This is a genomic window from Bartonella sp. SL317, assembly GCF_059687655.1.
This window is the reverse complement of record NZ_CM185144.1, coordinates 1,645,195-1,661,640: the sequence shown is the minus strand read 5'-3', so window position 1 is coordinate 1,661,640 and position 16,446 is coordinate 1,645,195. Positions and strand designations below refer to the sequence as shown.

At 36.8% G+C, this 16,446-nt stretch carries 12 protein-coding genes; 7 read left to right on the top strand and 5 right to left on the bottom strand.

Annotation, left to right across the window (positions count from 1 at the left end):
• Positions 1-124: 124 nt before the first annotated feature.
• Both bafA (AC6ER9_RS06845) and bafA (AC6ER9_RS06840) read right to left on the bottom strand, forming a co-directional pair.
• Entirely contained in the window at positions 125-2,689 is a 2,565-nt protein-coding gene (bafA, locus tag AC6ER9_RS06845) for a BafA family autotransporter (protein ID WP_497074027.1), read from the bottom strand.
• A 358-nt stretch (positions 2,690-3,047) separates the two neighbouring features.
• Positions 3,048-5,714, bottom strand: coding sequence for a BafA family autotransporter (gene bafA / locus AC6ER9_RS06840; RefSeq protein WP_497074026.1), 2,667 nt, complete (start codon positions 5,712-5,714; stop codon positions 3,048-3,050).
• A 603-nt stretch (positions 5,715-6,317) separates the two neighbouring features.
• Between bafA (AC6ER9_RS06840) and AC6ER9_RS06835 the strand changes: the two genes are divergently transcribed.
• The gene (locus tag AC6ER9_RS06835) at positions 6,318-7,607 is read left to right on the top strand and encodes an MFS transporter (RefSeq protein ID WP_497074025.1); all 1,290 of its coding nucleotides are present in this window, start codon (positions 6,318-6,320) and stop codon (positions 7,605-7,607) included.
• Here AC6ER9_RS06835 and AC6ER9_RS06830 read toward each other — a convergent pair.
• From AC6ER9_RS06830 to AC6ER9_RS06820, 3 genes are read right to left on the bottom strand one after another with little or no spacing between them, the layout of a single operon-like run.
• Entirely contained in the window at positions 7,604-7,870 is a 267-nt protein-coding gene (locus AC6ER9_RS06830; protein WP_497075302.1) for a hypothetical protein, read from the bottom strand. The two genes, AC6ER9_RS06835 and AC6ER9_RS06830, sit on opposite strands and share 4 nt — an antisense overlap.
• The gene (locus AC6ER9_RS06825) at positions 7,857-8,036 is read right to left on the bottom strand and encodes a hypothetical protein (protein ID WP_497074024.1); all 180 of its coding nucleotides are present in this window, start codon (positions 8,034-8,036) and stop codon (positions 7,857-7,859) included. Before AC6ER9_RS06825 ends, AC6ER9_RS06830 begins: the two co-directional genes overlap by 14 nt.
• Positions 8,036-8,482 (bottom strand): DNA polymerase III subunit chi, encoded by a 447-nt coding sequence (locus tag AC6ER9_RS06820; RefSeq protein ID WP_497074023.1) that lies wholly within the window; start codon positions 8,480-8,482, stop codon positions 8,036-8,038. The genes AC6ER9_RS06825 and AC6ER9_RS06820 overlap by 1 nt, the downstream gene beginning before the upstream one ends.
• Positions 8,483-8,883: 401 nt before the next feature.
• Here AC6ER9_RS06820 and lptF point away from each other — a divergent pair, with 401 nt between their 5' ends.
• The 6 genes from lptF (at position 8,884) to rsmA (ending at position 16,419) form a co-directional block, all read left to right on the top strand.
• Positions 8,884-10,074: an LPS export ABC transporter permease LptF gene (gene lptF / locus AC6ER9_RS06815; RefSeq protein ID WP_497074022.1), complete on the top strand. Its 1,191-nt coding sequence runs from the start codon at positions 8,884-8,886 to the stop codon at positions 10,072-10,074.
• Positions 10,071-11,162 (top strand): LPS export ABC transporter permease LptG, encoded by a 1,092-nt coding sequence (lptG, locus tag AC6ER9_RS06810; protein WP_497074021.1) that lies wholly within the window; start codon positions 10,071-10,073, stop codon positions 11,160-11,162. Before lptF ends, lptG begins: the two co-directional genes overlap by 4 nt.
• Entirely contained in the window at positions 11,163-13,532 is a 2,370-nt protein-coding gene (locus tag AC6ER9_RS06805) for an LPS-assembly protein LptD (RefSeq protein ID WP_497074020.1), read from the top strand.
• Positions 13,533-13,634: 102 nt separating this feature from the next.
• Positions 13,635-14,585, top strand: a complete 951-nt coding sequence (locus AC6ER9_RS06800) for a SurA N-terminal domain-containing protein (protein WP_497074019.1) — start codon at positions 13,635-13,637, stop codon at positions 14,583-14,585.
• The gene (pdxA, locus tag AC6ER9_RS06795) at positions 14,585-15,598 is read left to right on the top strand and encodes a 4-hydroxythreonine-4-phosphate dehydrogenase PdxA (protein ID WP_497074018.1); all 1,014 of its coding nucleotides are present in this window, start codon (positions 14,585-14,587) and stop codon (positions 15,596-15,598) included. Before AC6ER9_RS06800 ends, pdxA begins: the two co-directional genes overlap by 1 nt.
• On the top strand, positions 15,589-16,419 hold the full coding sequence (rsmA, locus tag AC6ER9_RS06790; protein WP_497074017.1) for a 16S rRNA (adenine(1518)-N(6)/adenine(1519)-N(6))-dimethyltransferase RsmA: 831 nt from the start codon (positions 15,589-15,591) through the stop codon (positions 16,417-16,419). The genes pdxA and rsmA overlap by 10 nt, the downstream gene beginning before the upstream one ends.
• The last annotated feature ends 27 nt before the right edge of the window (positions 16,420-16,446 follow it).

Sequence of the window (16,446 nt, the reverse complement as noted above, 5' to 3'; positions counted from 1 at the left end):
TATAAAGATATCATACTGTTTCAAGAAGATCTCTATACTCTCGAGAAGACATAGTGATGCATTATCTGTTTAAGTTTGCAAAGCAATGATATTGGTAAAATTAATCAGCCGTATAAATGTGTATTTAGAAACTATAACGTAACCCTAAAATACCTTGAAGAGCATTCTTAATCTTACGTCCTTTTAGATAATGTGCTTCCGCATAAAGTGTCAGTTTATCATTGACCGAACTGTTTAAACCAATTCCCAGTTTACCCGCACTACCTGATAAGTCTGTGATAAATTTATACTGGTTATTAATTATCACATCATTATTATTTACATTCTCACGCAACCAAGCTGCCATAATATAAGCTGTTAATGACGTTTCTGAATTCACAAAGAATTCATGTCCTGCCGTTAATCCAACTTCACTACGGAATGAAGTCGACGGACTTAAATCACCGATCATTCCATTGGAAAGTTTTATTTTTTTACCTTCAACCTGTAGACCTGTTAGCTTTATATAAGGCTGCATCCAAGTATTTTGCGCTGGTTCAAAATAACAACCAATCTCAAATGATCCCCCTATCGCCCATTGATTATAATAACTTTGAATTGCTAAACCATTGGTTGATATGGCTTTCAAATTATCTTTATAATAATTATATTTCAAAACACCATCCATATACCATCCACGACGATCAAAATAAGTTGCGTACGTTCCAATGCTATAAGAACTCAGACCACTATCTCCCCCTCGTGCATGAGAAATACGCGCTTGATCATAGCTGCCGAAACCACCAATATACAACTCTCCATGCCTTAATTCACTTAACTGATCAGCACCAACAACTAAACCTGTCTGCCCAAACTTAAAGTTTGTATGACCTGTTGCAATGCGTTCCCTGCTCTTAATCGCATAAGTCCACAGTTCGATATCTTTTCTATTTCTGTTCCAGATTTTTCTACCATTTCGTACAATTTGCAACTCATTGTTAAAAACAAGTCCTGGGACTACGGACAACGTTAACACTGCATCCGTAGAAGGAGTGGTTGCTATTCCACCAGGAGCGAACGGATTTTTAGGATCTGGAATAGAGGTTTCTGGTCCACTGAGACGATCTGCAGATAAATACCAAACTTTTCCATTTTCATCCTTTCTTTCTTTCAGACCATACATATAAGTTCCACCATCAATAGCATTAATGTTTTCACCCTTAAGATCTGTTAAGGCAAAATGCGCTCCACCACTTTGATCTGTAATTAAATCACGCTTATTTGAAAAAGGATCCGTAATTTCAACGCCAGAATCAGCAACACTTATTGTATGATTCCCAGTACCTTTCTCAACCAAGAGATAATCACCACGGTTATGAGCAATCGTGGTATTGAATGCGAAATGTAAATTTCCTGAAAGATTGTTCACATGAAGCTGAGAATAGTAGGGATCAGAACCCGTAAATGTAAAAATAACACTTCCCTCACCACTTAATTTTTGTATCAAAGAGCTTTTTCCATCAATCTCATCCGTAATAGAATATAATTTTGCATCTTTTCCATTGAGAAGAATATCTTCTACTCTCGTACGCTGTTGATCATTCCCCGCATAAAGATGAAGCTGACTAGAATGATTGACCTGTGTCTTGCCGTCTAATGTCGCTCCAGCATGCACCCATGATGTTGTTTCATCATTCATTGTTAGATTTTTTACAGATCCGTCAGTATATATTTCCTGAACAGCACTCTCATTTAAAGTAACTCCAATAGCTTGACCGCCTTTTAAAATACGCTGCTTACCACCAGCAAAAACCTCTGTATCAAATGCAACACCATTATTTTTTGTATTTTGAGATTTTTTTCCAATCTCTTGGACGCCCCCTCGCATAACTTTTGTATTCCAAACTTTCCCCCCATCATACACTTTTTGTTGACCTGGTGTTTTACCTTGACCATAAATGACCGTATGAGAAGCGCTACTCCCTTTAACCTCTCCTGCAACATTCCCCTCGCCGAAAACAAGCTGCTCCCCACCATAAATTTTAGTCCCCTCGACTTTTCCTCCATTTCCAACACTTTGCTGTCCACCTTCTTTAACAACAGCATTTTTCGAAAAGCCTTGCTTTCCCTTTAAAGCCTGAACATTTTCAATTCCACCATGTTCAATTTTACTATTTTCACTAAGACCTCCTGCATACACATAAAGCTCTGCACCATTCTTTACCGTGTTATTGATTGACCGCCCTGGACTATCAATCTCACCATCATTTGAAACGTAAGCTTTACCTTCATTATCAAGGACATAATTTTCGAGCAGTGCCCCATCTTTAATGGAGATAAGCTCAGGCTTTTTCAAAAATGCAGTCTTTTCTGTTTGTTCCTTATAGCCAAGATTATCACGATGATTGCTGTCAAGTTCCTGTTGACTGGCAAATACTCTAGCGCCCTTAACAAGAGTAAAGTCGATAGGCTTTTTAAAGAAATCTACTTCATTGTTCGCTCTTACAACAACATCATTCGATGCCCCCAATATGCATCTTCCTATTTTCATATCTCCATTATATTGATCCTGAAATATTTGATCATTTTTATAACTTGAAGACTGACAAAAAAGTGGTGCTCCTTCCTCCTTTGCAGCAGCAGCTTGCACAAAACAGCTGCTCAACATGAATACCCAAAAATTTCGTTTCCATTTATATTGTAGAGCCATATCCTCCCCCCTTCACGTCTTTCATAGACAACAAACGTAATTAGCTCTACAAAATATATTTTCAATCTTAGATTGTAATAATTCTTCTGAGAAACCCCATCACCTCGCTAAAAAAACACTCTTTGCAATCTTTTAGATGCTTTTTGGTCGAGAATATAAGGACATTTTTATCGTGTTCCTTTAGCACGCCTTTCAAGATTTCTTATCAAATAAAAAAGCAATATATCATAGAGTATATAAGGCTATACGACTTATCATAAAAAGTGAATCTGCATGCTAAAAAATACTTTCTGACACTTCATTAAAGGCTTTTAAAAACAATCATACACTTAAAGATAACGAAAAAATAACCATATCGCTAAAAACTATAGCGTACCCCTATAATGCCCTGAAGAGATTGTTTTGTTTTGCGCCCTTTAACATAATGGGCCTCACCATATAACTTCAACTTCTCACTCACAAAACTGCTCAAACCTATGCCTAATTTACCCGCATTGTCTGATAAATCTGTGATAAATGGATGTTGTTCATTAATCAATGTCTGATTATTGTCCTTATGTTCACGCAACCATGCTGCTGTAATATATGCCTGTGAAGAAGAAGCCATGCCAGAGCCAAATTCATACCCTAAAGATAAACCAACCTCACTGCGGAGTGAAATAAAAGGACGCATGTTACCGGTCATATCATTTGATAACTTGATTTCTTTACCCTCAACTTGCGACCATGTAAATTGCCCATAAGGCTGCAACCAACTGCTCTTGGACGTCTGAAGTCGATAACCGGCTTCAAAGGAGGTTCCTACTGCCCATTGCGTATAGGTTCCTTCAATTCCTAAACCATTCGTGGAAACTGCCTTTAGAGTATTTTGATAATGATTGTATTTTAAAACGCCATCGAGATACCAGCCACTATGATCAAAATAAGTGACATAAGCCCCAATGCCATAACTATTGATACCGCTGGTACCACCCCGTGCATGCGCAATACGTGCGTGGTCATAACTTCCAAAACCCCCAATATAAAACGCTCCATTTTCCCATTCGCTTAAGCCATTAAGCCCTAAAACGATACCGGTCTGATCGAGCTTAAAGTCTATATGCTTTGTCGCAATGTTCTCTTTCGTTTTAATCGCATAGGTCCATAAAGCCGTATTCTTTTTACTTTGATCTAAAATTCCTCTTCCCGCACGCACGGTTTGCATTTCATTGTGAAACACTATCGCTGGAGCGACAGACATAGACAATACCGCATCTGTAGAAGGCGTGGTTAAAAATTGAGAAACTGAAAGTGTCTCATTCAATTGTTGAGAAGCTTGTTCTTGATTACTTGGACGCAAAGTCATCTGATCAGCTAAAGATTGAGAAGATACTGAATCAGATAATTTCTCCATAGATAATTCCGTATGAGATGAAGAAACGATAGAAGTAGAAGTTGTTTCCAACGGCGTTAAATACCAAATCTTTCCACTGTTATCATTTTTTTTCTTTAGAGCATACATGTAGGCTCCACTATCGACAGTCGTTATCTCTTCACCAGAAAAATTTATCAGAGAAAAATGAGCCTTTTCACTTTGTTCATGAATTAAATCAAGCTCAAGAACTAAGTTCTGATTTAGTAGAGGAGAATTTGTAATTTCACGCCCAGAATCTGTCACACTGATTGTGTGATGACCTGAAGCACTTTTTGTAATGAGAAGATAATCATTAAAGTGTTTGGCAAAATCAACATTGAAATCGAAATGTAAAGAACCTGAAAGATCATCAATATTAAGCTGAGAGTAATGTTTATTAGCCCCAGAAGACGTAAAAATAACGCGACCACTTCCTTTTAAATTCTTAATATTAACCTGAGGTTTTTTGCCGTTATTCTCAGGAGCAATAATGTATAGTTTGGTATCTCCTCCATTTAAATTAAGATTTTCTACTTCCGTAACCGCTTTATCATTCCCAGCATAAAGATAGAGGCTGCCAAAATCATGAACATTAGTATCCTTATCTAATATTGCACCAGAAAAAACCCATGACTGTGCTTGATGATTAATTGTTAAAGTGTCTGCATATCCAGAATTATATATCTTCTGAGTAGCTCTATCATTTAAGGTAACTTCACTCGCACTCCCTCCTGCAAAGATATTTTGCACGCCATTTTTAAAAAGTTGGGTCCTCAGTGCAGAAGCCCCCTCATTAAGGGTAAAATTTTCATCTTCTATATCAACTATATCAGCATCTTCTGAAACCCCATTATTAAAATTCTTTTTACCATAAAGATTCTGGACACCGCCTTCCATAACCTTTGTGTCAAAAACAATTCCCCCACTATAGACACTTTGTAGCCCTAGCACTCCATCTTCAGCATAAATCTCTGTATCGTAAGCAGTGCTTGGCTTAAAGCCATCTAATAACGCCTCATCTTCAAATAATCCCTTGCCAAAAACAACCTGTTCACCACCATAAATTTTAGTCCCTTCAGCATTTGCACCACTCTCAACAATTTGTTTTCCCCCTTTTTTAACAGTAGCATATTCTGAATCGCTTAAGTTTTGGACAAACTCAATCCCATCATGTTCAATTGTCGTATCCTTACTAACACTCGCTTCAATAATGTAAAGTTTTCCACCTTCCCGAACCGTATTATTGATGGAATAACCTGCATTCTTATAATTAAAGCTATTTATTTCAGGATTTTCAGAATCATAATCAGTAATATAGATAGAAGTACCATCACTTATTATTGAATCTGTGAGGGTTTTAAAAAATAGACTTTCTATTTTTTCCTCCTCTTCTTCAGAGCGCTCATCTACTTTTGCTCTTTGTTTATTCAATATAGTGTTCGAACTTTCTCCTTTTGCTTTTAATCCCTTCACTTTTGACAACAATCTTCTTGTCTCTTCTAGATGTGCACTAACCCCTATTGGTGTTAATAGCTTTTCTTTTGGTGTTGCCACTTCAGCTGCATTCGTCATCTTGACAAAAAAACTACTGGTTATTAACGCGCAAAAACTTAATTTCAATTTGCATTGCATTATTCACACTCCATAACTCCAAATTTAAATCCTCCCATTTAGAAAAAAGCACATAAATAAAAACAACAAAACAAAACCATATTACTCAACGTCATGTCTTTAAAGATAATAAATTACCTTATTAAAACATTCGATACATTATAGTTTAAAGAATCAAATATACGTTATGTTTTTAAGATTCGCATACAACTAAAGGGTTTGTTTTACTGAATACAACCAAAAAGTGTTTTAATTGTATCCATAAAAAAATTTTAATCTTTTTTAGACACTAAACACTGATTTAGAAATAAGATTGATCTGTGAATAAATAAAAAGGGTATTAAATTTTAAATGAAATAGCACTGTGAATGAGAGTATATTTTATCGCTACATATTTCCATCTTTTACAGCATTGAAAATAGTTTTTTATTCATTTCAACTTTAATAATTCCCAAAACACTTATTCATGCTCATCAATTTATAATCATTATTCTAATATATTGAGAATGTTCTAATATATTGAGAATATGCATAATATCAACTCGACACTGATTTGAAATTTTTATAATTATAGTTAGTTAATTCATATTTGATTTGTCATATACTGAAAGGGACATTCTATTCATGTCTATAAACTCAGAAATACAAGGTATAAGCAACAGAAATTCCCCTCGTCGCATTTTATTTGCAAGCCTTATTGGCCCAACAATTGAATTTTTTGACTTCTATGTCTTTGCCACTGCCGCAGCTCTCATATTTCCTCATGTGTTTTTTCCAACACAAAATGATCAGATTGCCATTTTGCAATCTTTCCTTATTTTTGGAGCGGCCTTTTTTGCCCGCCCCGTTGGATCAATTGTCTTTGGACATTTTGGAGATAAAATTGGAAGAAAAACAACACTGATCGCCTCTCTTCTCACAATGGGGCTTTCAACAGTCATTATTGGTTTTCTTCCCACGTATGAAACCGCTGGATGGATTGCCCCTTTCCTCTTAACTTTGTGCCGTATTGGACAAGGAATGGGGTTAGGAGGAGAATGGGGAGGAGCAGTTTTGCTGGCAACAGAAAATGCTCCACCAGAAAAACGCGGCTGGTATGCAATGTTCCCCCAATTGGGTGTTCCAATCGGCTTGTTTTTATCCATTGCTGTTTATTTAGCTCTTTTGTATTTTCTCGATCATGATGAACTTTTAGCTTGGGGATGGCGCATTCCGTTTATTGCTTCAGTTGTTTTCATGATTATAGGATTATGGGTCCGTCTTTCAATCAATGAAACTGTTCAATTCAAAAAAACGCTTGAAAGTAAAGAACGTGTTAGAGTTCCTATCATCGATGTCTTTTTAAAATGTCCACGAATCCTATTTCTTGGCATATTTTCTGGTATGGCGACATTTGTTTTGTTTTACTTGGTTAGTGCATATTTATTGAGCTACTCAACAAATCATCTACAATTACCGTTTTATCAAGCTCTTCAAGTCGAAATTATCGGTGCTATTTTCTGTGGAATTTTTACTGTTATCACTGGAAAACTCGCTGATCGTATTAGACGGAGAACTTTGATGATTTGGGTTACAATCATCACTGGTATCTATTCTTTCGCAATTCCTTATTTCTTAAATTCTGGAATTATAGGAGTGCTTGCAATGTCTGTCATTGGTTTATCTATCATGGGAATGATATATAGCCCTCTTGGTGCTGTTTTGGCTTCACCATACCCAACAGCCATTCGATACACAGGTTCTTCTATCACCTTCAACTTATCGGGTATCGTAGGTGCCTCTCTTGCGCCTTATATTGCAGAATATCTGGTGCAACATTTCGATACATCTTATATCGGCTATTATTTGCTTCTTGCTTCTTTTATTTCACTGATTTGCTTTGTCGGATTTACAGATGATGAAATATCCAACTAAAATATTGTGAGGAAAAATAAAATAAGGACTGGCAGCAAAAATGCTGCCAGTCTCGTTTTTAAAGACAGAGGCTGCGGTATACTCCACCACAATATTCCTGCAAACAATGCACTCAAAAAGAAAAATAAAAAGTCCGCAATATTGCTCATATCAGTAACAGCGAATATTCCTGATAAGATATGCGTTGTCCCCAACCACGAGACACAAAAAAAAGCCAATATCACAGCCCATAAAACAAGCAAAATGCGATCAATCATTATCATCACGCCGTTTCATTGTTTTACTTATAGGCCATATTTTTAGTACACCTAAAAGAAGAATCACAAGAAAGACCCAACGCCCTCCTCCCGATCCCTCCGCAATAAAAAGTGCTGGATTGATCATTCCTAGCAATCCTATAAAAATCAGAACAAAAGATACAAGACGCATTAAACCTGTTTTTCCCAACTACGATCTTCACTCTGTTGCCAATACGTTAAATTATGATTTTTCATTTTATATTTTTTCCACTGTTCCCGTGCAAAATTCAACTGCTCATTATTTCTACCATCAAAGAGCACAACAAGCCGTTGATAAGCATCAATATTGGAACAAACGGCTCCCTCGACGAGAAAACGAATCTTTGAATCATTGGGGTTTTCTTGTCCTGTCGTCAGAAATACAGGCTGAAAGCTTGAATATTGATCACACTCTGTTCCATGTCCAATAAATGATTCATCAGCATAAACCCATAAATGCATATCTATAGAATCACGTTGTTCTTTACTCACACATTGTATTGTTACTTTACCAAAACGTGCTAATGCCCGCTCCACAAGCGTTGGCAAAATGTCTTTCAGCGTTGACTGCGTCAAATGATAGAATAAAATATCCAATCTCTTAAGCCCTCATTATTCTTTATAAAAAGCCAACATCTTTTTTAGAGAAAATTCTATATCCCTTATATAAAAGGAAATGGTTCAAGATATAAACCTCTTTTTCTATTGAGCTGTATCAGCTTTTTTCTCGTTTCTTTAAAAGGCTCTTAAAAAAAAGGCAAAAAAATTATTTTCAACGTTAATAAAAAGCTTTTAAGTTATTTTCTAGATTCTTTGTAGACTATCTTTGAAAATAAAATATAATGCGTGGAAGAATTAAAAGGAATCTAGTGAGTAATTTTGTATTAGGGTGAAAATATCCAATGTAGGGAGGGGTGTTTTTTTATTTTATTACATTTTAACCGAGAGCAATAAGAATATTTGCTGTCGAATTAAAGACTGAGGATATTCCCTAATTTATGCGTATTATTGAGTTCTACATTCTGAAACGTGTCTTTGTTTTGTTTAGTTCTGTCATGGTTGCAGCTGTAAGTGTGAGTTGGACAGTACAGATTCTTGCGCGGATAAACTTTCTTACAACAAGTAAACAAACACTCCTTACAGTCTTACAATTTTCACTTTCATTGGTTCCTTCTGTTATTTTTCTTGTTATTCCATTTGCATTAGTGATTGCAGTTACAACCATCCTTTCAACAATGAATCAAGACTCAGAACTTGCTGTTATCAATGCCTCTGGTTTTCCGAGAACTACTGTTTGGAAACCTATTCTTCTGCTTGCTATTGTTGCATCATGTATCTCTTTTTCTATCGCTAATTTTGTTGTTCCTCAAGCACGTCTTTATATGCGACAAATGCTCGCAAGTGCCCATTTTGATCTTATTAATCTGTTGATTAGTGAAGGAAGCTTTCAAAAACTTGCCAATAACCTTTACATAGAAATTGGCGAACGGAATCCAAACGGAACACTTGAACGTCTTTTCATTGCCGACCAGCGTGATCCTAAAACTGATCTTTTTTATTATGCAACAAAAGCCTCCATTGTAAACAATCAAAACGGTCGCTTTTTAGTTCTCAATAACGGTGAAATAGAAAGAATAAACCATCAAAACAACAGTGTTTCAATCGTTCAATTTAGCTCATATACCTTTAGCCTAGGGGAGTTTATCCCCAACGATAAAACACCTACTCTTTATCCCAAAGATCGATCTCTTTCTTATTTACAAAATCCAGATCCAAAAGATCCCTATTATCAACGAAAACCACTCCAGTATAGAGCTGAGTTTCACCGCCGACTAACACAATGGCTCTATCCTATCGTTTTTTCACTTATTGCATTAGCAGCGGCAGGCGATGTGCGCTCCCATCGACAAGCTCGTCACGCTACAAGTTTCTTGGCAATTGCCCTTTCTTTTCTGGTCTATTGGATAGGATATTTCTTCGCTGAAAAAGCAAAGAACGATCTTGCATATGTTCCTTTTCTTTATATTACACCCATAGGAACAAGTATATTGGTCTCGTTTATGCTTTTAACAAATCATAAAATTGGCCTTCCCACAAAACTTAATGAGATATTTCAATTTTTTTTTCAAAAAGTAATGAACAAATTTAAACATCGAAAATCTCAAGATTTTCCGGATGAAATATCATGATTGGGTGGACACTTGGACGTTATTTTTTTATACGTTACCTTAAAATAACTTGTTATTTTTTGGGGGGCATTTTTGTTCTTGCTCTTTTAATCGATTTTACAGAAAATTCTGGCAGACTCCCCTCTCTTGCGCATTACACAGCAAAAGATGCTTTTTTCCTTTCTGTTTTACGCATCCCTTTTATTATGCAACAGCTTATCCCTTTTATTGCGCTCTTTTCAGCCATGGCAACGCTTATCTCGCTTAACAAAAAACTTGAACTTGTGATAACGCGTTCAATTGGTGTTTCTGCATGGCAATTTCTTATGCCAGCCTGTTTGGGAGCTTTGCTTTTGGGACTATTTTCAATTTTTCTCATTAACCCCCTTGCGGCATGGGGATTTTCTAAAGCAGAAAAAATGATGACTGAATGGCGCAATAGTAATGTGCTAACACCTCTTCATAATCCACGTATTCATTGGTTAACACAGCGTACAGACTTAGGCAGAACAACCATTGGTGCTAAATTTATCACCGATCAAGGACTTTCTCTTCTCGATGCAACCTTTGTACAATATAAGAATAACGCAACCGTCAAAAATTGGATTAACGCCCCAAAAGCAACCTTAACCAATGGTGCTTGGCTCTTAACAAATGGAACAATCTATAAAATAGGGCATCCCCCTGAAAAATTTTCCGTGTTGCAAATAAAGACCAATCTAAAACCTGAATTTTTAACGGAACGTTTAGTAAATCCGGCGACTATTCCATTTTACCAATTGCCCAAAAAAATTATGATTGCACGTTCATTTGGCCATTCTGCCCATAATTTTGATATGTATTTACAATCTTTGATTGCCTTACCAGCATTGCTTGTGGCAATGACTCTTATTGCGGCAACTGTCTCTTTAAATTTTACACGTTCTGGCCAATCTGGAATGTTGATTCTTGGTGGCGTCATCGCTGGGTTTATGCTTTATGTTGTTTCCGTACTTGTTCAGGCATTTGGTAATGCTGGATATATTCCACCAATTATTGCCGCTTGGACACCGGTTGTTATTGCATTATTCTTGGGAATCTCTTTTTTACTTCATAAAGAGGATGGCTAAGTGAAAGCATTAACACATAAAAAAATTATTTTAAAAAAACTAAGTGCTCTTGCTTTTAGAAGTGTCATGGGAATTATTTTAGGGGGAGCTTTGCCTTATAGTGCGCACACTCAAAGCATTATGTCTTCTTCTCAAAGTCGCATTCAAAATCCGGAACTTCCTCTTTTGCTCTCTGCGGATGAACTCATCTATAATCGTGATGAAAACACTGTTTCTGCACAAGGGAATGTCCATATCGAATATAATGGCAATAAAGTTGTCGCTCAAAAAATTATTTACAATCAAAAAACAGGACGGCTTATTGCACAAGGGAATGTTGAAATTACTCAAAAAGATGGAAATAAAATTTATTCCAATCAAATTGATATGACCAAAGACCTTGGCGAGGGTTTTGTAAATGCCTTACGAATTGATACGGTCAATAATGTTCACTTTGCAGCCCAAAATGCAACACGAACAAACAATCAAATAACAGTCTTTGAACATGCAACCTATACAGCCTGTGAACCATGCTCCTATAAACCAGATAGAGAGGTCTTGTGGAAAATTAAAGCCAGAAAGATCATATGGAATAATAGTGTCAAAAAAATTCGGTTTGAAAATAGCAGCTTTGAAGTTTTTGGTGTCCCCATTATAAAACTTCCAACTTTTGAACTCTATGATCCAACTATCAAGCGTGCTAGCGGTCTGCTTACGCCTCATTTTTCTTTTACTAATTATCTTGGTATGGGCATAAAGAATTCTTATTTCTGGAATCTCGCCCCCCATTATGATTTCACGCTTTCTTCTACCATTTATACTCAACAAGGACTTTTAACCGAAGGAGAATGGCGTCAGCGTTTAAAAACGGGCCGTTATAATATTCGTTTTGCTCATATATATCAAATGAAACCGCATAGATTTGATAGTGATACAATTGATGCACAATATAAAAACCGTTATATGCTAGCGACAAAGGGGGACTTTCGTATTAATGCACATTGGACTTATGGATGGGATATTCTTGCACAATCGGATCGACATTTTAGCCGTGCCTATAAACTTGAAAATTATAGAAATCCTACACAACTTTCTCAGATCTATCTGAACGGTCTTGCAGGGAAAAACCATTTTGATATGCGATTTTATCATTTTAAAATTCAAGATTCGGTATTGAATGATCCTTATTATGAACGTCATTCTCGGCAAGCGTGGGTTCTACCACGTATTGATTACTCTTTCACACCAGATGAGCCTATTTATAATGGAGAGCTAACTTTCCATAGCAATATGCAATCAATTTATCGTTCTCATGCTGACTTCAATTCACCCGACTGGAACAAAAATCCTCTCAATACAGTGAGACTTTCTGGTATGGCTGGAAATAGTTTGCGTTTAACAAATGAGATTCAGTGGAAAAGGCGCTTCAATACGCACAATGGACTCATATTAACCCCTCTTTTCTCTCTACGAGCCGATATCCTTACAGTCAATGGAAAAGAAAATCATGCACCTTCTGTAGAAAACAATACCTTATCCATAATTCACGGCTCAAAAATTCGTGGCATGGCAACAGCAGGATTGGAGGCACGCTATCCCTTACTCATTACAACTGGTCATTCTACACATATTATAGAACCAACCGCACAAATTTTTATACGCAATAACGAACAATATATCGGACAACTTCCTAATGAAGATGCACAAAGCTTTGTCTTTGATGCAACCACTCTCTTTCAACGAGATAAATTTTCTGGTTATGATCGTGTAGAAGGAGGCACAAGAGCCAATATAGGTCTAAGATATTCTGGAAGCTTTAATGAGAATTGGTCTCTTTATGGTCTTATTGGACAATCTTTTCATCTCGCAGGGAAAAATTCTTTTGCAGAAAAAGACTTTGTTAATGTCGGTATTCATTCTAGCTTAGAGGAAAAACGTTCAGATTATGTTGCAATGTTTGGTGCAACCCATAAAAACGGCTTTTCCTTAGAAACGCGTGGACGCTTTGATAAAAAAACAGGAAAAATCCGCCGTAGTGAAATTGAAGCATCACAAAAGTGGAGTTTTTTGTGGGCCTCTGTCCAATATGCTTATATCGCACGCCAACCAAATTATGAATATCCAAACAAGCGCCAAGAAATTTCTTTTCAAACAGGACTTAAACTGGCAGACTATTGGTCTATTAATAGCAACGCCGCTTATGATCTTGTATCTGGTACATTTATAAAGCGAGGAATTAGCTTGAATTATGCAGATGAATGTTTCGGTGTTACATTCGGTTATCAACAGGTAATAAATCCAGGGAAAAAAGCCCCCTTACAAAACTTTAATTTCTCTTTTTCATTGCGTACAATCGCGGATATCGGAAAAAAGATAGATTCAAATTTATAAAGAGAATGTATAAGTGATTTAACTTATTATTGTTTTTATGAAAGAAAGTGTATAATTTAAGTTGTTGATGAGAATTAATAAACAATGCGAAAGCCTATTTACATGAATAAATTGAAAAAGCGTGTTCTTGCTTTATTTTATATTACGTCTTTGAGTATAAGCGGCCTCCTAATAAATGAGTTTTTTATTCCGTTGGCCTTTGCGCAGACTGCTATTGTTGTTACAGTTAATGGTAACCCCATTACAAATTATGATATACAAAGGCGTGTTGCTTTTCTAAGACTGCAACAAAAACAAGGCAATTTGGTAGCACAGGCTAAAAAAGAGCTTATTGACGAAAAGTTGAAAGATATTGAAATAAAACGCCGTAATATTGAAGTGAGCAATGATGAAGTTGATAGAGCTTTTGAAAACTTTGCAACACAAAATAATATGACCATTGATCAGCTTAATCAGATTCTGATCCAAAGTGATATTACTGTGCAACACTTTAAAGATTACATCCGTGGACAAATAGGGTGGGGTCGTCTTGTTAGCGCACGTTATCAAGCTGAAACAGGTATGATTAGCGAACAAGAAGCTGTACGCAGAATATTAAAAAATGGTGGTGTTAAACCTTCAACCAATGAATATACATTACAGCGCATTATTTTTGTCATTCCTGCACATCGTCGCTCAGAAATCTTTGAAAGACGTCAAAGAGAAGCAAGTAATTTCCGCGCGCATTTCCGTGGATGTGCAAATGCCCACAATCAAGCAAGAGGTATTTTAGATGTTACAATTCGCCATTTAGGAAAATTTCTGGAACCTCAACTTCCCAGTGCATGGGAGCAAGCTATTCTTGCAACACCTGCTGGAAAGATGACAAAATTGCAAGAAACATCTGATGGAATCGAAGCAATTGCTGTTTGCAAAATAAAAAGAGTTTCTGATGATTATGTTGCGCGGCTAATATTTTCTCTTCAAGACAGTAAAAAAAGAAGTCCTAAAAAACTTGAAGAATTAAGCGAAAAATATTTAGAAGAACTACGGCGTGTCGCACGTATTCAATAATGGCTGCTCTTGTTGTTAGTGGTGGTGATCCTGCCGGAATTGGTCCTGAAATAGCTTTAAAAGCGTGGAATTTACGTGTTAACCGTCAAGTTCCACCTTTTGTTCTTATTGCTGATCCAGATGTTATTCGTTCACGCGCTCGTTTTTTACAGATTGATGTTGAGGTGGAATCTGTTTTAGCCACCAATTCTGTAAAAAATTTTCAAAATGCTCTTCCTGTTATACCGTTAAAAAACAAACAAAGTGATCAAGTAGGTATATCTTCATCAGACAATGCCGCTGGAATCATTGAAGCGATTGAACGCTGTGTTCAATTAATTCATGATGGTCATGCATGTGCTCTTGTCACTTGTCCTATTGCAAAAAAGAATCTTTATGATGTCGGATTTGAATTTCCAGGTCATACAGAATTTTTAGCCGATTTGGCTCATAAAGCTTTTCATAAATGTTATCATCCAGTTATGATGTTGGCAGGACCTCGATTAAAGACAGTTCCAACGACTGTTCATATTCCAATCAAAGATGTTCCTTCACAGCTGACCCATCATTTAATCACTCAAACAGCCTTCATTACTGAATATGACTTAAAAACACGTTTTAAAATAACATCGCCCCGCTTAGCTGTTGCTGGTCTTAATCCTCATGCTGGAGAAGGAGGAGCAATGGGAAGAGAAGAGTTTGAAGTTATCATGCCTGCTATTGAATATCTTAAAAAGAAAGGACTCAATATTACAGGCCCGCTTCCTGCTGATACAATGTTCCACGAATGTGCAAGAAAGACATATGATGTTGCTCTTTGCATGTATCATGATCAAGCCCTTATCCCTGTTAAAACATTAGAATTTGATACGACCGTTAATGTTACGTTAGGTCTCCCTTTTATTCGCACATCTCCAGATCACGGAACTGCTTTTGACATTGCTGATAAAGGCATAGCTTCTCCTGAAAGCTTTATTGCTGCTCTTAAGCTTGCAAATCAACTTGCAAAAAATAGTTTGATACCATGCCAATAGATAATCTCCCTCCTCTGCGTGAAGTCATTGATACATATGGCTTACAAGCTCATAAATCTTTGGGACAAAATTTTCTTTTTGATCTGAATTTAACCTCTAAAATTGCTCATCAAGCAGGAAATATAGAAGGAAAGCCCATTATTGAAGTTGGACCAGGTCCTGGAGGTCTCACACGCGCCTTGCTTGCAAAGGGTGCTATTGTAACAGCCATAGAGCGTGATGAGCGTTGTATACCGGCTCTCTTAGAAATAGAAAAGCACTATCCGAACAAGTTAAAAGTTATCTGTAATGATGCCCTAAAACAAGATTTCTCAAAACTCTTTGAAACAAGCCCTGAAAAACCACGCATTATTGCCAATCTTCCTTATAATATTGGAACACAACTCTTATTAAATTGGCTGTTAGTGGAACCATGGCCTCCTTTTTATGAATCAATGACATTGATGTTTCAACGAGAGGTTGCCCAACGGATTACAGCCAAACCTCAATCTTCTCATTACGGACGTCTTAGTGTCTTAACTGGCTGGCGTACCACGGCTAAAATTGCTTTTGATGTGCCTCCTCAAGCTTTCATACCGGCGCCTAAAGTCACATCTTCCGTTGTTCATATTATTCCACGAACACGACCTCTTGTCTGTTCTGCACAGAAATTAAGCCTCGTCACAAAAACCGCTTTTGGACAAAGACGAAAAATGCTTCGTCAAAACCTCAAAACACTTGGAGGTGCAGTGCTGTTAGAAAAAGCTGGCATTGATGGAACGCGCCGTGCTGAAACGCTCTCTATTTCCGAATTTGTAACTTTAGCGCATCTTATGCTTTAAAAAGTGTACCTTTTGTTATGCATTCTT